Source organism: Pseudomonas sp. RL, assembly GCF_000647775.1.
Taxonomy (GTDB): domain Bacteria; phylum Pseudomonadota; class Gammaproteobacteria; order Pseudomonadales; family Pseudomonadaceae; genus Serpens; species Serpens flexibilis.
The window spans coordinates 1-22,136 of record NZ_JBOY01000124.1; the positions used below are offsets into that span (position 1 = coordinate 1).

A 22,136-nucleotide genomic window follows, 5' to 3' on the forward strand; every position below is an offset into this window, starting at 1 on the left:
CCGAGGTCCTTCTTCAGCAGCACCAGGCTGGCCAGCCAGACCAGCGCCAGCACCCCGTGGCCGTTCAGCTTGCCGCGCAGTCCCGGGAAGGTCTCGGCGATGGCGGTGGCCGAGCCGGTGGTGGTCGGGATCAGGCTCATCAGCGCGGCGTAGGTCCTTGTGGGGCTGGTCGAGCAGGCTCTGGGTGTTGGTCACGGGGAGGAATTATTTGCAGTCGTACTGCGCGAGCCAGGCGACATGCGCCGGATGCTGAATAGCCTTGGGCCGCAAGGTCTGGATCATCGCCACCGCCTGGTCACGCGGCAGGCCGCGATCCACCAGCAAGCGCGCCGCGATCAAACCGGTGCGCCCAGAGCCACCCTTGCAATGGATCGCGAGGGTGCCGCCTTGGCCAAGCAAGGCCTGCATGCGCTCGCGCGTCTGCTCCCAGGCGGCATCGAAGTCGGCCCGTGGTACCTGCTCGTCTGCCACCGGCAGGTGAAACCACTGCAGGTTGCGCTCGGCGCACAGCGCTGGCAGGCCGGCGGCCTGGTGCTGCCCCAGCTCGCCACTCGGCATCAGGGTGATCACTGCCTCGGCGCCGGCGGCCCGCAGGGTATCCAGGGCCTCAGCCACGCTGGTGTCCTTGCTACCCGGGCAGGGGGTGAAGATCAATCGGCCGGAGCAGCCAGGAACGTTGAGAATGTCGTAGGGATGGGACACAGTGAGTTTCCTTTGGGATTCAGATGCTGCGCAGATTGACGCGCCGGGACAGCTCTTCTGCCGACTCCTTGCGTTCGGAATAGCGATCCACCAGATAGTCGGCGCGATCACGCACCAGCAGAGTGAACTTGAACAGTTCCTCCATCACATCGACCACCCGGTCGTAATAGGGCGACGGCTTCATGCGCCCGGCCTCGTCGAACTCCAGAAACGCCTTGGGCACGGAGGACTGGTTGGGGATGGTCACCATGCGCATCCAACGACCGAGCACGCGCATCTGATTGACCGCATTGAACGACTGCGACCCGCCACAGACCTGCATCAGCGCCAGGGTCTTGCCCTGGGTCGGGCGGACTGCGCCCATGCTCAGCGGGATCCAATCGATCTGCGCCTTGAACACTGCGCTCATGGCGCCGTGGCGCTCTGGCGAGCACCAGACCATGCCTTCGGACCAAAGCACTCGCTCGCGCAGCTCACGCACCTTGGGATGATCTTCCGGGGCATCATCGGGCAGCGGCAGGCCGGACGGGTCAAAAATGCAGGTCTCGGCACCTAAGCGTCGCAACAGTCGAGCCGCCTCCTCAGCCAATAGGCGGCTGTAGGAACGCTCGCGGCAGGAGCCGTAGAGCAGCAGGATACGTGGCTTATGGCCTGCGGCATCCGGCAGGCCGAGCCGCTCGTGGCTGGGCAGGTCCAGGAGCGTGGGGTCGATGTTGGGCAGATCGTCGTGCATGGCGTCTATCCGGGCAAAGGATTACAGGCTGCCGATACGGGTCAGTTCGGCCTTCAGGGTATCGGCATTCAACTGGTCGAACGGCAAGGCGAGAAAGGCCTGGATACGGCTCTTGATCCGGCCGACCGTGGCGTCGAACGCCGCTGCGCTCTCGACGTCCGAACCGCTGACCTCGGACGGGTCCTCCAGCCCCCAGTGAGCACGCAGCGCCGGGCCGAAAAACACCGGACAGGCCTCGCCGGCCGCCTTGTCGCAGACGGTGATGACAACGTCGGGTTGCAGCTCGGCGTGCGCCTCGATGGGCTTGCTGAACAGGCCGTCGCAGGCCACGCCCGCTCGCCCCAGAGCCTCAAGGGTGAGTGGATGGACGAATCCCTTCGGCTCACTGCCGGCGCTGTAAGCGCGCACGCTAGCCGGGGCCAGGTGGTTGAACAGGGCTTCGGAGAGAATGCTGCGGCAACTGTTGGCCGTGCACAGGAACAGAATTTTCATGGGACTACTCATGCGTCAGGCGCAGGCGCTGCTGCGCTCGGGGCGGTTGCGCATGCCCTCCAGGCGCTCGGCATTCGGCCGCAGCCAGTGTTTGTTGGCCGCCAGGATGGTGCTGAGCATCTCATGCACCCAGTCCGGCAGATCGGGGTGCAGGCGGTAATACACCCACTGGCCCTGACGGCGATCCTCCAGCACACCGCTGCTGCGCAGCAGCGCGAGATGACGGGAGATCTTCGGCTGGCTTTCTTCCAGTGCCGTGGTCAGTTCGCAGACGCACAGCTCACCCTCGCGGGCGATCAGCAGGGTCATGCGCGCGCGGGTTTCGTCGGCCAGGGATTTGAAAACCGTGGCGGGGGTCAGGTGCTCGACCATGGCAATCCTCAGCGTTTGTTCTTCACCAGCACGAACATCTTGATGCGCTCGTGCCTCTGGTCTTACTGCTCATCGTGAGGCTCGGCTGTTAATTCGTTTTGGCGAATATATTATCCGCCATATATGAAGTAAAGCCTTCGAGCGCCGGCACCTAGGGCGCCCCTACCTTCAGGCCTCCACGGTCGCCGGGGCGAAGCTGTCGGCCTGGGCCATTGCCCACATGCGCCGGTAGAACTCGCCCTGCACCGTGCCGTCCAGCAGCTCGCCGGGCTTGAGGTAGACGTGCATCTGCGAGTAGAGCTGGATCTCGGTGGCCGACAGCCGGCGTACCAGGAAGCGCGGCTCCAACTCGGATGGGTGGCTGAGGCCGGCGGCGGCGAGCATCTCCGCCAGCGCCTTGAGGGTGTTGCGGTGGTAGTTGAACACCCGCTGGGCCTTGTCCGGCACCACCAGGGCGCGCTGGCGCAGCGGGTCCTGGGTGGCGACGCCGGTCGGGCACTTGTTGGTGTGGCAGCTCTGCGACTGGATGCAGCCGATGGCGAACATGAAGCCACGCGCGGAGTTCGCCCAGTCGGCGCCGATGGCCAGTACGGAGGCAATGTCGAAGGCGCTGATGATCTTGCCGCTGGCGCCGATGCGGATCTTGTCGCGCAGGTTCAGGCCGACCAGGGTGTTGTGCACGAACAGCAGTCCCTCGCGCAGCGGCACGCCGATGTGGTTGCTGAACTCCAGCGGCGCCGCGCCAGTGCCGCCTTCCTTGCCGTCCACGACGATGAAGTCGGGGAGGATGCCGGTCACCACCATGGCCTTGGCGATGGCCATGAATTCCCAGGGGTGCCCCAGGCAGAACTTGAAGCCGACCGGCTTGCCGCCGGACAGCTCGCGCAGCCGGGCGATGAACTGCAGCAGTTCGATGGGTGTGCCGAAGGCGCTGTGACGGGCCGGCGAGACACAGTCGCGGTCGCGCGGAATGCCGCGCACGGCGGCGATCTCCGCAGTGATCTTGTGCTGCGGCAGGATGCCGCCGTGGCCGGGCTTGGCGCCCTGGCTGAGCTTGATCTCGATCATCCGCACCTGCGGTTGCTGCGCCTGGGCGGCGAAGCGCTGCGGATCGAATGCGCCGTCCTCGGTGCGGCAGCCGAAGTAGCCGCTGCCCAGCTCCCAGATCAGGTCGCCGCCATGCTCGCGGTGGTACGGGCTGATGCTGCCTTCGCCGGTGTCGTGGGCGAAGTTGCCCAGCCGTGCGCCCTTGTTCAGCGCGCGGATGGCGTTGGCGCTGAGCGAGCCGAAGCTCATCGCCGAGATGTTGAACACCGAGGCCGAGTACGGCTGCCGGCACTGCGGGCCACCGATGATGACGCGGAAATCGTCGGGGTTGCCGTGCGCTGCCGGCAGCATGGAATGGCTGATGAACTCGAAGCCGGTCTGGTAGACATCGCTCTGGGTGCCGAACGGTCGGTCAGCGGGCTCATTCTTGGCCCGCGCGTACACCAGCGAGCGCTGCGAGCGGGAGAACGGCAGTTGCTCGGCGTCGCCTTCCAGCAGGTACTGGCGGATCTCCGGACGAATACTTTCCACCAGGTAGCGGATGTGGCCCAGCACCGGGTAGTTGCGCAGAACCGCGTGGCGGGTCTGCAGCAGATCGTGCAGGCCCAGCAGGCTCAGCGCCCCCGCCAGCAGTGCCAGCGGCCATAGCCAGGCCTGGCCGGGCAGCAGCGGCAGGCACACCAGGGTGACCAGCACACAACCAGCGAAGAAGGCGTAGCGGCTGAGCAACGACAGGTTCATCTCCCCTCCCGGGACTGCGGACGAATCGCGGGAGTCTACCAGCGGGGCGCACGGATGGCTTGATGGCACCGGAAACAGTCAAACTTAATCTAAATGATAATGCTTACTATTGATTGCCTTGCGACAGCCCTTTAGCATTCTCTCCGCCTCTTGCCGGTGCTCGGCCGGCCCCCTCGGTTCCCGCTGTGCCTCAATAAAAAACCACCTGGAGCTTTCACGTGTTCCGCAAAACCCGCCTCTGCGTCTGCATTTCCCTGGCGTTCATGACCGTACCCTGCGCAACGGTCATCGCCGCGGAAACGCTCGAACTCGACACCCTCACCATCAACGCCACTCGCGGCAAGAGCGCCGTCGGCAAGACACCCCAGAAGATCACCGTCATCACCCGGGCACAGATCGAGGAACAGCTGGCGATCACCTCGGACCATGGCCAGGTGCTGAGCAATCTGATCCCCTCCTATTCGCCCAGCCGGCAGAAGCTGAGCAACGCGGGCGAAACCTTCCGGGGCCGGGCAGCGCTGATCATGATCGACGGCGTACCGCAATCCACGCCCCTGCGGGCCGGCGGGCGCGATGGCTATACCCTTGACCTGTCGATGGTCGAGCGCATCGAGGTGATCCACGGCGCCAGCGCCGAACACGGCCTGGGCGCCACCGGCGGGATCATCAACTACGTCACCCGCCGGCCCAAGGGCGGCACCCTCAAGCAGCATGCCGGCGTCAGCCTGGAAGCCGCCGACGACTTCGCCGGCGCAGGCATGGGATACAAGCTCGACTACCGCATCGAAGGCAACCAGGGCGACTGGGACTACCTGGCCGCCATCAGCGGACAGAGCCGCGGCATGCACTACGACGCCAACAACCGGCTGATCGGCGTCGATGACACCCAGGGCGACATCATGGATTCCACCAGCACCGACCTGCTGGCGAAGCTCGGCTACTGGTTCGACTCCGACCGCAACCTGGAGCTGATGGTCAACCGCTTCCAGCTCGAAGGCGAGCACGACTACGTCAACGTGCCAGGCGACCGCGCCGCCGATCTCCCGGCCACCTCGCGCAAGGGCCAACCACTGGGCAAGGCGCCGCAGAACGATGTGCTGGCCGGCGCGCTGACCTACACCGATGCCGACCTGGCCGGCAATCTGCTTACCGCCCAGTTGTTCGGCCAGCGCTTTCGCGCTCGCTACGGCGGCGGGGCCCTGGGCAGCTTCCAGGATGCCGCCATCGCCCCGGTCGGAACGCTGTTCGATCAGTCACAGAACGAGTCGGACAAGTTCGGCGGCAAGCTCAGCCTCAGTCGCGACGGCCTGTTCCACGGGCACCTCAAGCTCACCGGCGGCATCGACGTCCTGCAGGACACCACGCGCCAGATGCTGATCGCCACCGACCGCGAATGGGTACCGGAAACCGTGTTCCGCAATGTGGCCCCGTTCGCCCAGGCCGAACTGCGCGCCACCGACCGCCTGACCCTGCACGGTGGCGTGCGCCACGAATTCGCCGAACTGAAGGTCGACAGCTTCCGCACCCTCGCCTCCAACAACCCGCCCGCCGGCGTGAGCGTCGAAGGCGGCAAGCCCGACTTCGAGGAAACCCTCTACAACGCCGGGGTGGTGTTCCAGGTCAACGAGTGGGCGCAACTGTTCGCCAACTACTCGGAAGGTTTCGGCATGCCCGATGTCGGTCGCGTGCTGCGCGGCATCAGCCAGCCCGGTCAGCGGGTCGACAGCTTCCTCGACCTGCAGCCGGTGGTCACCGACAACCGCGAGGTCGGCCTGCGCCTGAGCGGCCAGGCGGTCGACTTCGAGATCAGCTATTTCGAGTCCGACTCGGACCTGGGTTCGCGGCTCGAGCGGGTCGGCGGGGTATTCCAGGTGCGCCGCGAGCGCACCGAGATCGCCGGCGTCGAGGCCACCGCTGGCTGGCAGGTCAGCGACGCGCACCGCCTGCAGGCCAGTTATGCCTGGCTCACCGGTGAATCCGACACCGACGGCGACGGCAAGGTCGACACCGACCTGGACGGCGCCAACATCGCGCCGGACCGCCTCGGGCTGAGCTGGCAGGCCCGCTGGACCGACCGGCTGAACAGCCGCCTGCAGGCCAACCACTACGCCAGCCGCAGCTTCGACACCCCCGGCCTGCACTTCGACGGCTACAGCCTGGTGGATGCCTCGCTCGGCTACCGTCTGCCGGTCGGCGAGGTCAGCCTGGGGGTCGAGAACCTGCTCGACCGCGATTACATGACCTACTACGCCCAGGCTGCCAGCACCCGGGACGATCAGTACTTCGCCGGGCGCGGGCGCACCTTCACCCTGGGCTACCAGCTCGACTTCTAAGGCGCTCTCCGCGGAGCGGATGCTGCCAGCGCTCGCCGGCGGCATCGGCTCCGCAGGAATTCCGATACCCCATGGATGTACCCTCGTGTTCAAGAAAACCCTCTTCCAGCTGCACTGGCTCTTCGGCATTAGCGCCGGCCTGGTGCTGGCCGTCATGGGCGTGACGGGCGCCCTATACAGCTTCGAGGGCGAAATCCTCCGCCTGCTCAACAGCGGCCATGGACAGCTCGCAACGGCCGAAGCGCAGCGGCTCGAGCTCGGCGAACTGATTGCCCGGCTCGAATCGAGCAGTGGCGAACGGGTCGTGGATCTGCGCATCGACGACCGCCATGCAGGGCCCGCCACCGCCTACCTGGCGCCGCCTCCCGGCGAGCGGCGTGGCGCGCGCATCCTGTTCGACCCCGCCAACGGGCAGGTGCTGGGCACCCCGCGCGGCCAGGAATTCTTCCAGGTGGTGTTGCAGCTGCACCGCTGGCTGGCCATGGGCGAGACCGGCAAGCAGATCACCGCGGCCAGCACCCTGATGCTGGTCTTCCTGTGTCTGTCCGGGCTGTATCTGCGCTGGCCGCGCCAGGCCGGCCACTGGCAGACCTGGCTGAGCCTCGACTGGCGCAAGACCGGACGCGGCTTCCACTGGGACCTGCACGCGGTCGCCGGGACCTGGGTCCTGCCGTTCTATCTGTGCGCCAGCCTGACGGGGTTGTACTGGTCATACGACTGGTATCGCGCGGGGCTTACCGCGCTGCTCGCCGACCCGCCGTCGGCCGCGCAAGCCCGCCAGCCAGCGGCCGATGCACCGGCAACCCCGGACTACGCCGCCCTCTGGCAGGGCATACGGCAGGCGACGGGCCCGCAGCTGATCGCCTGGAACCTGCGCCTGCCCGCAGCGGCAGGCCAGCCGGCAACAGTCTTCTACATCCTGCGCGACGCCGAGCACGTCCGTGCCTTCAACCTGTTGCAGCTCGATCCACGCAGCGGCGAGATCGTCCGCCACGAACGCTATGCCGACAAGACGCTCAAGGCCCGCCTACTCACCAGCGTCTACGCGCTGCACTCGGGCGAGTACTTCGGCCTGCCGGGCAAAGTTCTCATGCTGCTGGCCAGCGCGCTCATGCCGCTCTTCCTGGTCACTGGCTGGCTGCTCTACCTGGATCGCCGTCGCAAGCGCCGCGCCGCGCGGGCGGCCCGCAGCACGCCAACTGCTGCGCCCGGGGATGGCTGGCTGATCGGCTACGCCAGCCAGAGCGGCTTCGCCGAACAGCTTGCCTGGCAGAGCGCCAGCCAGTTGCAGGCCGCCGGCCTGGCAGTGCGCGTCGAACCCCTGGCGCGCCTCGACGCGGCAAGCCTGCTCCGGCACCCTCGCGCCCTGTTCGTGCTCAGCACCTTCGGCGACGGCGAAGCGCCGGACAACGCCCGAGGCTTCGAGCGCCGATTGTTGGGAGCCACCCTGCCGCTGGATCGGCTCGCTTATGCGGTGCTGGCCCTGGGCGACCGGCATTACGCGCAGTTCTGCGCCTTCGCCCGCCGCGTCGACGCCTGGCTGGAGCGCCAGGGCGGCAGACGCCTGTTCGAGTCCGTGGAGGTCGACGACCAGGACTCGAGCGCCCTGCGGCACTGGCAACACCAGTTGAGCGAGCTGACCGGCACGCCAGTTCCCGCCTGGCATGACCACCGCTGGACCGGCTGGACCCTCCAGCGGCGCCAGCTTCTGAATCCTGGCAGCCAGGGCGGTCCGGTCTTCCGGCTTACCCTGACGTCGAATGGCCCGAGCGATTGGCGAGCCGGGGACATCCTCGAGATCCGTCCACGTCATGCGCAGGCCAGGGTCGTGGCCTGGTTGCAGCGCCACGGAGGCGACGCCGACGAGCCCGTCGAGCTCGACGGGCAGCCGGTCCGCCTGGCCGAGGCACTGAGCACCCGGCAACTGCCGGAAACGTTCGCCCACCGGGTCGGCCTGCACGGACAGGCACTGGTCGACAGCCTGTTGCCGCTCGCCAGCCGCGAGTACTCCATCGCCTCCATCCCGGCCGATGGGGTGCTGGAGCTGTTCGTCCGCCAGGTGCGGCACGCCGGCGACGACCTGGGCCTCTGCTCCGGCTGGCTGACCGCTCACTTGGCCGAGGGTGAGCAACTGCTGGGTCGGATACGCCGCAACAGCGCGTTCCACCTTCCGGCGGATGACCGCCCACTGATCCTGATCGGCAACGGTACCGGCCTGTCCGGCCTGCGCGCCCTGCTGCGCGCACGCATCCTGGCCGGGCAGCGGCGCAACTGGTTGCTGTTCGGCGAGCGCCAGCGCACCCACGACTTCCACTGTGCATCGGAACTGCAGGCGGCGCTGGAATGCGGCGATCTGCAGTGCCTGGACCTGGCCTTCTCCCGCGATCAGCCGGACAAGTTCTACGTCCAGGATCTGCTGCGCCGACGGCAGGATCGCCTGCGCGACTGGCTGGCCGAAGGTGCGGCGCTGTATGTCTGCGGCAGCCTGGACGGCATGGCTGCGGGGGTCGACGCCACGCTGCACGAGCTGCTGGGCGCCGAAGCCGTGCGGGCGCTGGTCGAGGCCGGGCGCTACCGGCGCGATGTGTATTGAAGGCCGGGCGGCCTTCCGCGCCGGCGCAGCATGGGCTGGCTCGGATATACAGTGCTCGAAAACGCAAAAGCCCCGCAGTGCGGGGCTTTCAGCGAATCAGATGGCGGAAGCGCAGAGATTCGAACTCTGGGACGGTTGCCCGTCGGCGGTTTTCAAGACCGCTGCCTTAAACCACTCGGCCACACTTCCGAAAAGAAACCGCGCCGTCTGGCGCGGGCGGCAATAGTACCGGATCGCAACACGATTAACCAGGGGTGTTTGTGTCGCAAAGAGTCGCGTAAAAACAACAACTTACGATCATGCCCCCACCTCAAACACCCCAAAATAACCCGCGATTGGTACAAAAAGTGGTACGAAAATGCAGGGCTCACAGCCCCGACACATCCGCCACCAGCATCGTCATCGGCGCCCCGGCGTTCGACGAGTAGCGCTTGTAGTAGGCGCTGTACACGTTCGGGTACGGGTGGAAGTTGCGTCCCGAGAACTGGCAGAGGCCGCCCGAAATGTGCATCGCCCGGGTGATGCGCCGCATGATGCCGGCCGTGGCCTTCGGGTTGAGTTGAATCTGCCCGCTCACCTGGTACAGCCAGGCGTTGCCGATGGCGAACGCCAGGTGATCTCCCTTGAAGGGCATGGGCGCCGTGAACGGCAGGATTTCCCAGGTCTTGTAGCTGCCGTGATAGTTGATGTTGTCGCTGGTCACGCTGACCTGGCCCAGCACCCGCAGGAAGGGGCGCGCCGCGTTGAACATCAGCCGGCCGTCCGGGGTCCGCAACTCGAACGGACTGTCCCCCTCGGAGACCGGGCCGAACGACCAGTATTCCACCCAGCCGGCAGTCCCCGCCGTGGAACGGTAGTTGCGCAGGCGCCCGCCGCTGTCGTACACCGTCATGCCGGCCAGGTACAGGTGGCCGCCCTGCTCGATCAGGGGGTGGCTGCTGCGGTAGAAGTTCAGGGTGCCACCCGGGGCCATCGGGGTCGGGATGCCTTCCGCCGGCACGTCCACCCGCCCCTTGCCGTAGAAGCACAGGTTGGCGTAGTCGGCCCCCACCACCTTGTAGCCCCGTTCGTTGAACAGCTCGAACATCCGTCACCCCATGAACACGATGATCCGGGCGCTGCCCGTAAGCTCTGGCCAATCCACGTCGTCGGCATAGTCCCAGGAGACCCGCGTGCCGACCCGCTGAACCGTCAGCACCCGCCGGTTGCCCTGGGTCACCATGACGTTCAGGCTGCCGGGGTCCACCTTGGGGTAGTCGCGCGCACTGGGCACGCCGAAAGAGAACGGGTTGAACACCTCGATGATCCGCCCGTAGCGCCCCGTGCCGTCCATGATCAGCCGCCCGCGGCGGTCGTACAGCTCGAACGCCGAGGCCATCAGCCCCCCAGCCGCAGCATCAGCTGCCCGTTGGGATACCACATGCGGATGCCGAAATCGCCAATCTCTACGCGGCCATTGGCGGTCGAGCTGTTGAAGGCCAGCCCGCCGTTCTTGTCCAGCACCCAGCGCGGCTGGCCGTTGCTGCCGGCGGCGTTGGACTTGAGGACCCCGGCGATGTTGGCGTCGGTCACCTGCAGGGTGGTCACGTCGATCATGTCGGCGCGCAGCTTGCCGCCCACGGTGACCACCGGGTTGCCATAGGCATCGCGCAGCTTGCCGAAGCTGATCGAGCCAAGCTTGCCCTCCTGGATCGAACCGTCGCGGATCACCGCCGAGTCCAGGTACGCCGTGTTGCCGACCGTGGCGAACGCCTTGATCTTTCCGCCGGTGGGCGTGGCGATCCAGAAGTTGTCGGCCAGGATGGCGAAGTCCGCCCGCTTGCCATCGTTGTGGCTGGCCACCCCGGACACGTAGCCGTTGACGTTCATGGTCAGCATCCAACTGGCCGACAGTCCCTCCAGGATCGCCGTCTGCTGGAGGATGGTGGTGCCCTGCTGGGACAGCCGCTGGTCGTGGGACGCGATGGCGTTCTTCATGCCGTCGAAGTCGGCCCGGAAGGCCTCGTTCAGCGCCGACTCGTCGAGCATCCCGCCGATGCTCTCCAGCACCGCCCGGGTGTCGGCCGGCTTGGTGGCGGTGAGCATTTCGCTGAACCCGCCCTGCCGGCCGTACTCGCTCACCGAACGCAGCCAGTAGTAGTAGGTCTTGGCCTCGGCGTCGGGCACCCGGTCGAAGTAGCTGTTGCCCCGCGAGGCATCCAGCAGCACCCGGGTCTCGGGATCGGGCTCGTCGCTGCGCCAGATTTCCACGTAGGCGTGGACACCATACTGCTGCGCCGGCGACTCGAACGTCAGGGTGATGCCGCCATGCACGCCGATGGCCCGCACCCCGAGCAGCGGCGGCGGCACGGTGCTCGCCCCCGGCGGCTCGATGATGGTCGGCAGCAGGTCACCGCGCTGGCCGGGGCGCAGCCGGGCAATGCCGCTGTCCACCAGCTCGCGCTTGGTGATGGCTTCCTCCAGCGGATCGCCGCGCCGGCCCAGGCGAACCTCCAGCGCCTCCTTCACAGCGGCCAGGAAGCTGCGCAGCGACGGGTCGGCGTTCTTCGGCGGCTCCGGGATCGAGGCGATCTTCTTGCTCATCGCACATCACTCGGCGACAGGGCGATAACCGCGCGGGTGACGCGGCCCTGGCCTTCCAGTTCGAGCGCCCAGCGACTGGCCCGGAAGCCGCCGACCAGCCGCTGCACGCCCTCGCCCACCACCTGGTACTCGTGGGTCTGGTTGTCGGCGGTGACCCGCAGCGTCACCGGGTACGCGGTGGCCAGCACCTGAACGCAGGCGAAGGAAGTCGGCGCCGTCTCGAACACCCGCGAGCGCCACTGGAAGCGGTTGCCCGGCTTGGACACCACGTCGTAGCAGCGGCCGCTGATGGCCACCAGCACCGTGGTGTCGCGCGGCGTGTCGTAGTAGGCCTGGCGCAGCTGGTTGGGCGGCACCGGCAGCACGGCGGTGTCCAGCTTGACCAGGTTCCCGGCGCCCGGCTCGAAGGCCCACCAGCTCTCGCCGAAGCCGAACACGTACAGGCCCTCATAGATGAAGGCCACGATCTGCGCCGGGTTGAAGTCGCGCAGCCAGGTGAAACGGTCCACCAGCTCGCCGCTGACGACACGGGTCTCCTGCCCGGAGACGGCAACGAGGCCGTCCTGGGACGCATAAATGATGTAGCCCCCCATGTCCACCATGCTCGCGGCCGACAGGCAGGGGTAGTAGGCGTCCAGCTCGACCGGCACCGCCGAGGCCGGGTCGGCGCCAAACGCCCAGTAGGGCTTGCCAGTGGTGGCGATCAGCAGCCCGGTCTGGGTGTTTTTCAGGCCGACCACCGGGTACTTGAGCGGGTAGCGGTACTTCTCCGGCCAGGCGTGCGGCAGGTACGGCTCGCTGTAGCACAGGTAGTGGCCATGGAACCCGGCCACGAAGCCGGCGGCCAGCGGGGTCATGGCTTTCAGCCCCAGTGGCGGCGGCACCCAGTCGGTGCTGACCAGTTCCTCGGCCTCGTCGCCGAATGGCACGGTGTCGGACCAGCTGGCCATGGCGATGGGCACCTCGCCGACCCACTGCCAGGCCGAGGTGGAGCCATCGAAGGCGGCCCGATAGATGTAGCGCTTGGCCCCGTCCAGGTTGGCCGCGGTCGGCACCTCGCCCGGGAAGGTCAGCGCGGTCGAGAAGGTCAGGTTGGTCGGGATCTGCACCTGCACGGACGGCGGGCTGGGCGCACTCTCGTGGCCGTACTTGTCGACGAAGGTGGTCACGTAGGCCACGCGCACCAGGTCGGCGCTTACTCCGCCCGACGCGGTGTACACCGCCTGGCCCACCACCGGCTGGAGCATCGGCGCCTTGATCCCCAGCGGGTAGCTGACCGGATCAAGGGTAAAGCCGCCCTCGGTGTAGTTGCTCAGCGCCGAGAAGCGCGGGCCATCCTCGGCCGAGAAGTACACCCGCGCCCAGGCATCGCTCGGGGCCAGCAGCGATGCGAAGGCCTCGCCGGTCACCGGATAGGTGAAGCCCAGCCGCGTGCCGGTGGCACCCGGACGGATGATGCTGCGCATGGTAGTGGAGCGGAACGGGAACTCGAAGGACTCAATGTGGCCGATGTTGACCGGCGCCAGGGCGCCGGACTCGAAGCCCACGTTCACGGCCTCGGTGGCCAGGTGATCGGCCAGCCGGCGCGGCTCGATCTTCGGGGCCAGGCCGCCAAACTGCATCAGGTCGATCTTCACTTGCCACCCCCGAAGCGGCGACGAATCTCGCCGGCGATCAAGTCCTCGATCAGGGTGATGAAGCGCCCGCCCATGTGCCCGCTGACGCCCGCCACGGCCAGGGTCAGGTACTGGTCGAAGCCCGCCGCCAGGCACAGGTAGCCGGCCAGAATGCCGGCGAACCCCGAAATGGCCCACTCGCCCAGCAGCTCGGCGACACGGAACGGCACCTGGCTCTTGCGAATGCGGGCCAGGTAACTGGCCGTGCCGCCCCAGGCGGCGAAGGCCAGCAGCCAGACCCAGCCCAGGCCGATGGCGTCGAGCAGGTTGAGGAAACGGTTCAGGAGTTCGCCGGCTTCCATCAGGGGGCCACCCCCGTGCGCATGGCCTGCGCCAGACGCTCGGCGCGCGGCCCGACATCCTCACGCGCCCACTTCGAGTCGAGCATTTCACGGGCGGCGCCGGGGAAGTTACGGGCGCGGATCATGGCGCGCAGCTTCTTGAAGCCGGCCAGTCGCTCGTAGCCCAGGTTGAACGCCATGTTCACCAGCACTTCCTGGCGTACATCGTCCAGGTCGTCGAACTGGTAGAACAGCCGGCGGGCATCGGCGGTGGCGAGGACCACATCGTTCTCGAGCAGCAGCTGGATTTCACTGTCGGTCAGGCCGCGATCATCCAGATTGCGACCCACCCCGATGGTCAGCTTGCCCGCCGAGCAGCGGTAGGGTTTGTGGCGCTTGGCCTCGTCCAGCGTCAAGCGCGCATACAGGCGCTCGAGGTTCACTTGGTGATCCCCTCGAACGGGTTGACGCGGTTGTCGAAGGCGTTGCGCACGACGGCCACGATCTGATCGTCGACGCTGTTGCTGGAGCGCTTGGCGGCTTCCTCCAGACCCACCAGGACCACTTCCTGGAGCAGGCGGGAGCCGAACAGCTTGAGCAGGATTTTTACGATGGCCGGCATGGCGGCACCTCCCATAGGGGCGCCGCCTGCGCAGTTGTTTGACTCTGCTTAATTTTAACCCAACGTCCCGGCCGGGACGAATTACTTGCTGCCGGTCTTGGGCACGCTGACCCCAACGTCGATGGAAAGGCTCTCGGTGCCCCGGGTCACGGTGAAGCGGTACGTGCCGGTCTTGCTGACCGCCGTGGACGCATTACCGAAAGTGAAGCTGGTGGCCGACGTTTGCGTCGCAGAAATGCCATTCGGGTTGCTCACCCAGCCGTGGGACGAAACGCCGCCCACGCCGCTCAGGCCCAGCGTAATGAACCGGCTTCCATAGCCCGTTGTATTCGAGGCCACCCACAATGCCAGCTTGCTCTTGCCCCGCAGCTGGCTCATGGAAATCTGCCCGCTCGGCGCGCCGGCGTAGTTGCGGCACACCGCATCGTTCAGGCTGATGGTCCCGTTCAGCCCCTGCTCGATGAGTACGTCGTACAGGGAAATCGCACCGCTGGAAGGCGTCGCCATCAGCCGCGATCCTCCAGCTCGGCCAGCCGCTGCTCGAGGACGCGGATCGCCTCGACCAGGTACGGCACCGCCCGCTCGTATTTCAGCGTCTTGTAGTGCTCGCCGCTCAGCGAGCCGCCGGTCTCGCCGTCGATGTCGAAAGGCGCCGGGGCCACCAGCTCGGGCGCCCGCTTCTCCACGTCCTGGGCCAGCAGGCCGACCTGCTGCACCTCGCGGTCATAGCCATAGCTGGCCGCCAGGGCGTTGGCGTTGTAGCGCACGCCTCGCCAGGACAGCACCGTGCCCAGCGCATCGTCAATGGCGCGGATGTTCTCCTTCAAGCGCTCGTCCGAGTAGTAGGCCGTGATGTTGCCGGTGGCCACGATCTCGTTGCCAACGTAGAACGCCTTGTTGTTGTAGACCCGCACCCAGGTGGCATCGACCATATAGATGCCGCCGCCGTAGGTCTCGCTGTACCAGCCGGTCTGGCCCGTGGAGCGGAACCAGTTGCTGGAGAAGAACCCCGGCGCGGTCAGCGCCCCGGACATGTTGCCACCGGCCAGCGGCACATAGGCGTGGGCGTGGTTGGCCGGCGCGGCACCGATTTCCGCGAGGCTCCAGGACAGGTTGGTGCTGCCGTCGAAGTTCTTGGCGGTGCCGCCGATGGTCAGCGAGCGGGCGGACGCGAGCTTCGAGGCGGTGGCCGCGTTCTTGCTGATGCTGATCGGCCAGCCGTTGCCGAAGTCCGTGGCATCCACCTGCAGCAGCAAGCCGGCGGCTCCCCAGCCCACATGGACCTTGTTGGTCCCCTGCCCCGCACCGCCGCCCTGCTGCACGGGCACAAACCCGATGACGTTCTGCTTGGCGTCCAGCGCGGCCTGCAAGCCCGTCACCTGATTCACCGCGTGGATGTGGCCGCCCGCCGCCGCGCCGATTTCCGCGAGGCTCCAGGACAGGTTGGTGCTGCCGTCGAAATTCTTGGCGGTGCCACCGATGGTCAGCGAGCGGGCAGACGCGAGCTTGCTCGCCGTAGTGGCCGACACCGCGTTGGCGTCCTTGTCCAGCTTGCCACTGCCCAGCCCGTTGATCTGCGCTTGCAGCTTGCCCAGGGCCGAGAGGATGGTGTCGGTGACCCCGATGACGGCAGAGGTGGTATTGATCAGCCCGGCCAGGGTAACCGCGCGCACCGTCGCCGCCAGGTCCGCCCACTGCTTGTCGCCGCGCCAGAACTGGACGTTGGTGCCCGCCGGGATGGCCGGCTCGCGCGAGGCGATGATGCTGTTCAGGTCGCCCACCGTCAGCGACTGGTAGACATAGGCATCCCGGCCCCAGGCCCGGGCGGCGGTGCCCTCCAGCCCACGGCTCAGGCCGTTGATCTGGTAGACCCCGTTGTTGGGACCGCCCACGCCGGTGTAGCTGATCACCTCGAAGGCCGAGGGGTTGCCCGGCACGTCGGTGATCACCAGCAGGCCCGGCTGGTTCACCGGCGGCTTGAAGCCACCCTTCACGGTGACCTCGGCGTAGACGCCACTGGCGGTCAGCGGCGCGGCCAGCTGGCATTGGACGAAGTTCGCTCGGTTCATTGGTCGCGCACCTTGATCTTGAACTCGACTTCCTTCTGGCGATCCGCCTCGGTCACCACCAGGCAGCTCACGATGTAGTCAACGCGATCCGTGCCGCCGCCCAGCCACACCTTGAAGCGCACCGGCTGGTCGCCCTCCAGAACCACCGCCTGGTGCGGGATCGGCCCGGCGGTCAGCGTCGGCGCATCCTCCATGTCGCTGCGCACGGTCACGTCGACGCGCTGGATGTCGTCGCCCGAGCCGGCGAACCAGGCGCTCATGTCCACGTCGTAATCCAGGACATCGCGTGGCTGCTTGGTAAACACGTTCATGGCAGGTCCTCACGCGGCCAGGGCACGTAGTGCCTGGCCAACGGTCACGCGGCGGTCCTGCCGGGGAACAGCCACGCCCCGCGCATCGGCGGCCACCACAACGGTGCGGGAGGCCGGGGCGCGGGCAGCGCTGTTGACGTTGTTGAAGCCGGACACCCGGGCGCGGCACTCGGCCGTACCGCTGACTTCGACCTTGGGCCAGAACACCGGCCAGCCATCGGGCAGCCCCCGGCACGTGGCGCTTCCCGCGCCGCTCGGGATCATCCGGGCCTTGCCCCGCAGCACCAGGGCCAGGGCCACGCCACGGGCAATCGGGACCAGCATCCGCCAGGCACCGCCGGCCACCGTCGCCCGGGCCTGCACGGCGGGGGGCGACAGGTCCAGCACCTGACGGCGCAGGCGCGGTCGCGCCACGGCCTGGGCCTGGCCCGTCGAGTTGAAACGCACCCCGGCGGTGCCCACGGCCACGCCCCGGGTGTGCGCCCAGGAGATCCCGCCGGCAATCGCCAGGCAGGTTCCCGTGACATCCGCCAGGGCGCCAAGGCGACCGAAGCCCTCGGCCTTGACCACCAGCTGCGCGTCACCGGCGCATTGGCTGTAGCCACGCGCACGGCCACGACCGCGCCGGGTACGCTCGCCGTGTAGCGCGACCGCGCGGCCACGCCCGACGCTCAGGCTGACCGGGTGCGTGCGCACCACGCCGGTGCTGGCCAGGGCCGCGACCATCACCCGGCCAGACGCATCCAGCTCGCGGGCCGTCGCGCCGCCCCGAGCCAGGGCCGGCTCGGCGAACGGCACAGCCGCAGGCTCGATCACGCCGCGACCCGAGGGGTCGATGCGCGCATCGCCGCGGATCAGCTCGACAATGTGCGCGGCCTCCGGGTCGTAGACCCGGTACAGGCCATAGCGGAAGTCCAGCTCCAGCGTGACGTTGGGCAGCCCCTCATCCGGGACGGCATCGGTCCAGCCGTTACGCGACTCACCCGCTACCTGACGGGTACGAACCGCCTCGGCGGCCAGCGTCGCCTGGCCCTGGGCAGTGCCCCGGCTGACGTAGAACCAGGTGCCGAAAGGCTGGGCGTAGGCGGTGCAACGCAGCGGCGCGGCCAGGGCGAACAGGTCGGCGTCGCCCACCAGCGTGGCCTCGGCCAGCACCCGGCCGGCGGGCCGCAGCCGGTGCGTCTTGACGCCCTCGCCACTCACCACAGCGCTCAGCGGCAGCGTCTCGCGCAGGATGAAGCTGACCACCGGCGCAGCGGCGGTGGTGAAGTTGGCCGAGTAGTAGGTCGCCTGCCGGTAGTCCTGCACCCGGAAGTCCAGGACCAGGGTCATGGACACCACTTCGGTGCCCTGCGGGCAGGCCGCCTCGACGTGACCGCCTGCACTGCGCACGTTGTTGGCCCCGTCGTGGATCAGGACCTGGGGTGCAATGCGCGGACTGCGCGCGGTGATGATCCGCTCGCAGCGACCGCCGGCAGCCGAGCCCCCGCCGGTGTCGGCCGACCAGACCGGGGCATGACGATGAATCCGGCCGCTGGCGGACGCGGCACAGGCAGCCGTGCCCTCAGCCGGAACGGAGCGTCCGGCCGAGAGCGGGCCACCAAAGAACGTGCGTCCGAACAGGACCGGCATGGGCTTAGCTCAGGGTGATGGTGAGCGAGCCGGTCGGGAAGGACAGCACGTCCGACGGGTCGAGGGTCTTGGGGTTGGTCAGCGGCGCGTGGTACAGCATGTTGCCGCCGGTCTGTGCGTCAAACACCGCCCAGTGCGTCACGGTGATCTGCGTGTCCACCACCGCCGGGAACACGATGTTGCGGGTGTTGGAGCTGGAGCCGTTGGAGGGCGCGGTGAAGCCATCGGACGCCACGCTCTGGTGGGCGCGCTGGCGGGTGTAGCCGCTGTCGACCACTTCCGAGCCGGTGGCGCCGTCAGTGGGGTCGCTGGTGAACAGGGCGATGTACACACCGCCGCCGGTGTAGCTGGACCCACGCAGGGTCACGTTGATCAGCTGGTTCTCGAGATAGTCAGAAAAACCCGACATGGTGGCTTCCTCAGGAGGTCGCCACCGTGCGGATTGATCAGGCTATTGATGCCGCCAAAAACAATTTGGCACTGTCAAATATTTTAACCTATTCCAGTGCTCCGAACAGCGTCTTGTTCTGGCTCCAGATCGGGGTCAACTGCCGCAGCTTGGTCTCCCAGGAACCCGCGCCGAACAGCATGTCCACCTTGCCCGGCACCGGACCCAGCGAGCCGAAGATGCTGGCCCCCCACTCCTGCTGCTGCCGCAGCTGGGCGAGGAAGCCCACCGGGCCGAGGCCGCCGGCACGATCGAACACCGCCGAGAAGTAATCGAACGCCCCGTCGTAGTTCGCCTCGCGTTGGCCGTTGAGCCGGCGCACCCAGTCGCGGGCCTCCAGCGCGGCGGCGGCCATCGGCATGACCAGCGCGGCGAACAGCAACGCCGGCGTGGCAATGGCCACCGCCTGGCTGAACTGCTTGGGGTCCAGGTTCTTCCAGCGCCGGTGCATTTCCCGCCACATGCCCAGCAGGATCGTGTCGCCGTAGGTGTAGAGGAAGTGCTTGAGGTGCCAGATCATCTTCAAGTACGGGTTGTTGCCCCAGTGCGTGGCCTGGAAGCGGCTCGGGTTGAGGGTCGCTTCGTTGACGAACTGGTTCACCGCGTCGGTGACCTTCGCGGCGATCACCTGCTGCTCGGCCGGCAGGTCCGGGCTCCAGGTCGGGCGACCGAGCTGGTCCCACGCATGGACGGTCCCGGCGTCGATGTTCAGCCGGCCCAGCGAGCCGCTGTCGCCGTCCGCCGCCGCAGCCAGCAGGTAACGCATGGCGATGCCGGTGGCCAGGATGCGCGAGGTCTTGACGATCAACTCGTTGCCGTTGAGCTTGAAGAACAGGCTCTGCGCCTTCTGGATCATCGGGCTGCGGTACTGGTCCCCCGTGGCCTGCCACATGACCTGCTCGGAGGCGTCGGACAGCACCACCCCCATGTCACGGGCAAAGCGCTTGGCCGACTGGTAGTCGGTCAGCATGGCGCCCACGCCCACCCGGCCATTGGCGCGCAGCAGCGGCATCACCAGCTCCGGCAGCGAGGCGATGCCCGAGAAGGCCAGCACGGTCATCCCCGTCCAGCCGACGATGAAGTCCTGAGTGCTGCGCCACCAGCCCGGCATGGACTGCCCGGCCGGGTGCCGGCCCAGCGCGCCGTTGACCAGCGCACCGATCTCCTGGACAGCCTGCTCACCGTGGGTCTTGCGCACCTCGTCGAGCATGGCCTTGTACTTGGCGCTCGGGTCGAAGTTGGCCACGATGTCGCCACCCTCGTTGTGGATGCCCGCGACCTCGGCACCGAACAGGCCTTCCCAGGCCGCGCGCTTGCTCACCCCGTCGATCCAGTGGATCAGCGCGGCGTCGTGACGGCGCAGCAGCCAGCCACCCTGCAGCAGCTTCTCCTGGCCGATCTTCTCCACCAGCGTGCGGGTGGTGGCATGGGTCCCGACCGGCATCCCCGGCGCGAAGGCCCCCTCGATCACGCCCGGGCCGTCGACGATCCGGCTGTAGAGTTCGCGGGCCTCGTCCGGGGCGATGCCGGCATTGGCCAGCATCTGGTGGAACTCGGCGGCGCGGAAGGACACCACCTTGCGGTCGAAGGCCACCGGGGCAAAGTCATCCGGCAGGCGGATCGAGCGCAGGCCGGCGTTGCGGGCCTCGGCCACCAGCTGGGTCACCAGCGTGCGCAGACGCTTGCCCTGCTCGGTCTGCGGGTTGCCACTGTAGGCATCCTCGAAGGCCGCCTGCACCGCCAGGCTGGCTTTGTTGCCGCGCCGGCCCTTGCGGATGTCGCTCAGCGCGCGGTCGAACTGCGACATCAGCCGGCCCTTGAGCGCCCGGTTGCGCTGCTCCCAGCTGCGACCCAGCACCGACGCCTCGGCGCCGGCCGGCTGGAACAGGGCACGGGCCAGGCCGGCGTGCAGCCGGTGGATGCGCGAGTGAACCATGCTGAACAGCGGTGCCGCCGCCGGGGCCACGCCCTTGCTCCAGAACTGCTTGGCACGGGCCTTGAGCATGGCGTCGCTCGGCAGGCCACGGCGGAACTGGTCCAGGCCGGTCTTTGGGAAGGTGCGCTGCCGGCGGTGGCCGTCGCGGATGCCGGCGCCGATCTGGCGAACCAGCACGGCCAGCTCGGCGCGGGTCACCTGGCCCTGCAGCAGGCCGATCTTGCGCAGGCCCTGGGCGATCAGGGCGGCGATGCGATCGAACAGGGTGGCGAGGCCCGTGCGCTCCTGTTCAGCGATGTAGGCGAACACTTCCTCGGCGCGGAAGCTGTTGTCCAGGTCGGCATAACGCACGTCGATGTCCCGCCAGATGGCGGCCATTCCCGGTACGCTACGCGACTGCTGGACCGCCGCGAGGATCGCTTGCTTTACCTCCGGGGTGAACGTGTTAAGCCCAAAGTGGCCAAGCACTTCGTGACGCAGCGTTTCCAGAACGTCAGCTTCATCCGCGAGGTTTTCCGCGACGAGGACAACCCGTCCGGCCATACCCGGCTGTAAAGACGGGGTAGCTCCAGTATGCCGTCGTCCTCCGGTGGCGTGGTAGGCACCTTTGACGACGGGTTTTCCGGGGAGTTTTCCATACACTTCCTCCTGAGTCGCCGCGATCCGAAAGTTCAGTGGTAGGTGGCCCTTATAGGTCGCCTGGAAGCGCTCGACAACCGCCTGCACCTCGTCTGTGGACATCGGCTTGGCCGGCTTGCTGCCCAGCGCCGTGGAGGCCAGCCGGAACAGCGGGGCCACTGCCAGGCCGCGCTGTTCATGGTCGGCACGCGCCTCGGCGGTCAGCTCGCGGGCGCGGGTGTTGTCCTCACCCTCCATCGCCGGGGCCAGCCGGCCCTGCTCGCGGGCGGCCAGCAGCGCAGCGATGGCCTGCTCTTGCGCCAGGTCCTCGGCATCCATCCATGCCTCGTCGCTCAGGGCGTGCAGCGGGTCGGCGGCGTAGGGGTTGTACTCCACAATCTCGCGCTGGTGCATTTCGCGCAGGAACGCCGTCTCACCACGTGGGCTATCCACGCTGTCCGGGTCGTCGGCCAGCACGTCGGTGCGCAAGCCGCCGCGGCTGGCCTGCGTCACCGCCCGCGCCCGCTGCTTGGCGGTCATGTCGCGGGCCGCATCGACCTTGCGGGCGATGATGGCTTCGTCCTCCGTCTCGCCACCGTCAATTTCGCGGAAGTCGCGGGCCTGGGCAATCTCCTGGCCGAGGCGCTTGATCGCCCCCAGGTGGCCCAGGTACTCGCTGAACACTTGGTCGAGGGTGCGCTCGTCCACCTTCATCTTGCCGATGGCGTTCATCGCGCCGTACAGGGCCTCGTCCTCGGCCTTGGTCGGGCGGCGGTAATAGTGGCCCTTGCCGTCCCGCTCGCCCGCCATCATCTGTCGCCAGCGCTGCACGGCCTTCTCGGCAATCGGCTGGGTCTTGCGCACGGCGGCGGTGCGCTCGAGCAGGTCCTCGGCAAAGGCGTCCAGCAGCTCGGCCAGCGTGCCCAGCTTGTCCACCGCGTCGTCCA

19 protein-coding genes, 1 tRNA gene and 2 pseudogenes are annotated in these 22,136 nt (G+C 67.6%); 2 read left to right on the forward strand and 20 right to left on the reverse strand.

The features are described 5' to 3' along the window. From AS93_RS20685 to AS93_RS0116030, 6 genes and pseudogenes are all read right to left on the reverse strand, one after another. A pseudogene (locus tag AS93_RS20685) lies at positions 1 to 195 on the reverse strand (hypothetical protein); the annotation flags it as partial. 9 nt (positions 196 to 204) lie between these two features. Then, positions 205 to 702, reverse strand: coding sequence for a cyclin-dependent kinase inhibitor 3 family protein (locus AS93_RS0116010; RefSeq protein ID WP_027591541.1), 498 nt, complete (start codon positions 700 to 702; stop codon positions 205 to 207). Positions 703 to 721: 19 nt separating this feature from the next. Then, a complete protein-coding gene (gene arsH / locus AS93_RS0116015) occupies positions 722 to 1,435 on the reverse strand; it encodes an arsenical resistance protein ArsH (RefSeq protein ID WP_027591542.1) in 714 nt (237 codons plus the stop codon). A gap of 21 nt (positions 1,436 to 1,456) precedes the next feature. Next, the gene (locus AS93_RS0116020; RefSeq protein WP_027591543.1) at positions 1,457 to 1,927 is read right to left on the reverse strand and encodes an arsenate reductase ArsC; all 471 of its coding nucleotides are present in this window, start codon (positions 1,925 to 1,927) and stop codon (positions 1,457 to 1,459) included. 15 nt (positions 1,928 to 1,942) lie between these two features. After that, positions 1,943 to 2,299 carry a metalloregulator ArsR/SmtB family transcription factor gene (locus AS93_RS0116025; RefSeq protein WP_027591544.1) on the reverse strand — a complete coding sequence of 119 codons (357 nt, stop codon included), beginning with the start codon at positions 2,297 to 2,299 and terminating at the stop codon, positions 1,943 to 1,945. A gap of 168 nt (positions 2,300 to 2,467) precedes the next feature. Beyond that, on the reverse strand, positions 2,468 to 4,087 hold the full coding sequence (locus AS93_RS0116030; protein ID WP_027591545.1) for an FMN-binding glutamate synthase family protein: 1,620 nt from the start codon (positions 4,085 to 4,087) through the stop codon (positions 2,468 to 2,470). Between the two features lie 218 nt (positions 4,088 to 4,305). On the opposite strand from AS93_RS0116030, the gene AS93_RS0116035 reads away from it, so the two are divergent. Next, positions 4,306 to 6,420 (forward strand): TonB-dependent receptor, encoded by a 2,115-nt coding sequence (locus tag AS93_RS0116035; RefSeq protein WP_027591546.1) that lies wholly within the window; start codon positions 4,306 to 4,308, stop codon positions 6,418 to 6,420. 85 nt (positions 6,421 to 6,505) lie between these two features. Then, entirely contained in the window at positions 6,506 to 9,013 is a 2,508-nt protein-coding gene (locus tag AS93_RS0116040; RefSeq protein ID WP_027591547.1) for a sulfite reductase flavoprotein subunit alpha, read from the forward strand. A gap of 101 nt (positions 9,014 to 9,114) precedes the next feature. Here AS93_RS0116040 and AS93_RS0116045 read toward each other — a convergent pair. The 14 genes and pseudogenes from AS93_RS0116045 to AS93_RS20875 all read right to left on the reverse strand — a co-directional run. Continuing rightward, positions 9,115 to 9,202, reverse strand: a tRNA-Ser gene (locus tag AS93_RS0116045). Positions 9,203 to 9,380: 178 nt separating this feature from the next. Next, positions 9,381 to 10,100 (reverse strand): hypothetical protein, encoded by a 720-nt coding sequence (locus tag AS93_RS0116050; RefSeq protein WP_027591548.1) that lies wholly within the window; start codon positions 10,098 to 10,100, stop codon positions 9,381 to 9,383. Positions 10,101 to 10,103: 3 nt separating this feature from the next. Beyond that, the gene (locus tag AS93_RS0116055) at positions 10,104 to 10,391 is read right to left on the reverse strand and encodes a hypothetical protein (protein ID WP_027591549.1); all 288 of its coding nucleotides are present in this window, start codon (positions 10,389 to 10,391) and stop codon (positions 10,104 to 10,106) included. Beyond that, on the reverse strand, positions 10,391 to 11,596 hold the full coding sequence (locus tag AS93_RS0116060) for a hypothetical protein (protein WP_027591550.1): 1,206 nt from the start codon (positions 11,594 to 11,596) through the stop codon (positions 10,391 to 10,393). The genes AS93_RS0116055 and AS93_RS0116060 overlap by 1 nt, the downstream gene beginning before the upstream one ends. After that, positions 11,593 to 13,233, reverse strand: a complete 1,641-nt coding sequence (locus AS93_RS0116065) for a hypothetical protein (protein ID WP_027591551.1) — start codon at positions 13,231 to 13,233, stop codon at positions 11,593 to 11,595. The genes AS93_RS0116060 and AS93_RS0116065 overlap by 4 nt, the downstream gene beginning before the upstream one ends. Next, positions 13,230 to 13,574 carry a phage holin family protein gene (locus tag AS93_RS19585; RefSeq protein ID WP_051587511.1) on the reverse strand — a complete coding sequence of 115 codons (345 nt, stop codon included), beginning with the start codon at positions 13,572 to 13,574 and terminating at the stop codon, positions 13,230 to 13,232. The genes AS93_RS0116065 and AS93_RS19585 overlap by 4 nt, the downstream gene beginning before the upstream one ends. Next, entirely contained in the window at positions 13,574 to 13,996 is a 423-nt protein-coding gene (locus tag AS93_RS0116075) for a glycoside hydrolase family protein (RefSeq protein WP_027591552.1), read from the reverse strand. The genes AS93_RS19585 and AS93_RS0116075 overlap by 1 nt, the downstream gene beginning before the upstream one ends. Then, positions 13,993 to 14,175 (reverse strand): hypothetical protein, encoded by a 183-nt coding sequence (locus AS93_RS19590; protein ID WP_155956166.1) that lies wholly within the window; start codon positions 14,173 to 14,175, stop codon positions 13,993 to 13,995. Before AS93_RS19590 ends, AS93_RS0116075 begins: the two co-directional genes overlap by 4 nt. Positions 14,176 to 14,256: 81 nt before the next feature. Next, the gene (locus AS93_RS0116085) at positions 14,257 to 14,682 is read right to left on the reverse strand and encodes a hypothetical protein (protein WP_027591553.1); all 426 of its coding nucleotides are present in this window, start codon (positions 14,680 to 14,682) and stop codon (positions 14,257 to 14,259) included. Beyond that, positions 14,682 to 16,244 (reverse strand): tail fiber domain-containing protein, encoded by a 1,563-nt coding sequence (locus AS93_RS19995; RefSeq protein ID WP_051587512.1) that lies wholly within the window; start codon positions 16,242 to 16,244, stop codon positions 14,682 to 14,684. The genes AS93_RS0116085 and AS93_RS19995 overlap by 1 nt, the downstream gene beginning before the upstream one ends. Beyond that, positions 16,241 to 16,555: a hypothetical protein gene (locus AS93_RS0116095; RefSeq protein WP_027591554.1), complete on the reverse strand. Its 315-nt coding sequence runs from the start codon at positions 16,553 to 16,555 to the stop codon at positions 16,241 to 16,243. The genes AS93_RS19995 and AS93_RS0116095 overlap by 4 nt, the downstream gene beginning before the upstream one ends. Before the next feature lie 9 nt (positions 16,556 to 16,564). After that, positions 16,565 to 18,187, reverse strand: a complete 1,623-nt coding sequence (locus tag AS93_RS0116100; RefSeq protein WP_027591555.1) for a hypothetical protein — start codon at positions 18,185 to 18,187, stop codon at positions 16,565 to 16,567. A 4-nt stretch (positions 18,188 to 18,191) separates the two neighbouring features. Beyond that, a complete protein-coding gene (locus AS93_RS0116105) occupies positions 18,192 to 18,596 on the reverse strand; it encodes a hypothetical protein (RefSeq protein WP_027591556.1) in 405 nt (134 codons plus the stop codon). Positions 18,597 to 18,684: 88 nt separating this feature from the next. Beyond that, positions 18,685 to 22,136, reverse strand: a pseudogene (locus tag AS93_RS20875) (hypothetical protein); the annotation flags it as partial.

Excerpts from the sequence above, each read along its gene's own strand:
- AS93_RS0116060 (WP_027591550.1), bottom strand. The coding sequence starts at position 11,596 with ATGAGCAAGAAGATCGCCTCGATCCCGGAGCCGCCGAAGAACGCCGAC.
- arsH (WP_027591542.1), bottom strand. The coding sequence starts at position 1,435 with ATGCACGACGATCTGCCCAACATCGACCCCACGCTCCTGGACCTGCCC.
- AS93_RS19590 (WP_155956166.1), bottom strand. The coding sequence starts at position 14,175 with ATGCCGGCCATCGTAAAAATCCTGCTCAAGCTGTTCGGCTCCCGCCTG.
- AS93_RS19995 (WP_051587512.1), bottom strand. The coding sequence starts at position 16,244 with ATGAACCGAGCGAACTTCGTCCAATGCCAGCTGGCCGCGCCGCTGACC.
- AS93_RS19585 (WP_051587511.1), bottom strand. The coding sequence starts at position 13,574 with ATGGAAGCCGGCGAACTCCTGAACCGTTTCCTCAACCTGCTCGACGCC.
- AS93_RS0116050 (WP_027591548.1), bottom strand. The coding sequence starts at position 10,100 with ATGTTCGAGCTGTTCAACGAACGGGGCTACAAGGTGGTGGGGGCCGAC.
- AS93_RS0116020 (WP_027591543.1), bottom strand. The coding sequence starts at position 1,927 with ATGAAAATTCTGTTCCTGTGCACGGCCAACAGTTGCCGCAGCATTCTC.
- AS93_RS0116095 (WP_027591554.1), bottom strand. The coding sequence starts at position 16,555 with ATGAACGTGTTTACCAAGCAGCCACGCGATGTCCTGGATTACGACGTG.
- AS93_RS0116025 (WP_027591544.1), bottom strand. The coding sequence starts at position 2,299 with ATGGTCGAGCACCTGACCCCCGCCACGGTTTTCAAATCCCTGGCCGAC.
- AS93_RS0116100 (WP_027591555.1), bottom strand. The coding sequence starts at position 18,187 with ATGCCGGTCCTGTTCGGACGCACGTTCTTTGGTGGCCCGCTCTCGGCC.
- AS93_RS0116105 (WP_027591556.1), bottom strand. The coding sequence starts at position 18,596 with ATGTCGGGTTTTTCTGACTATCTCGAGAACCAGCTGATCAACGTGACC.
- AS93_RS0116030 (WP_027591545.1), bottom strand. The coding sequence starts at position 4,087 with ATGAACCTGTCGTTGCTCAGCCGCTACGCCTTCTTCGCTGGTTGTGTG.
- AS93_RS0116055 (WP_027591549.1), bottom strand. The coding sequence starts at position 10,391 with ATGGCCTCGGCGTTCGAGCTGTACGACCGCCGCGGGCGGCTGATCATG.
- AS93_RS0116085 (WP_027591553.1), bottom strand. The coding sequence starts at position 14,682 with ATGGCGACGCCTTCCAGCGGTGCGATTTCCCTGTACGACGTACTCATC.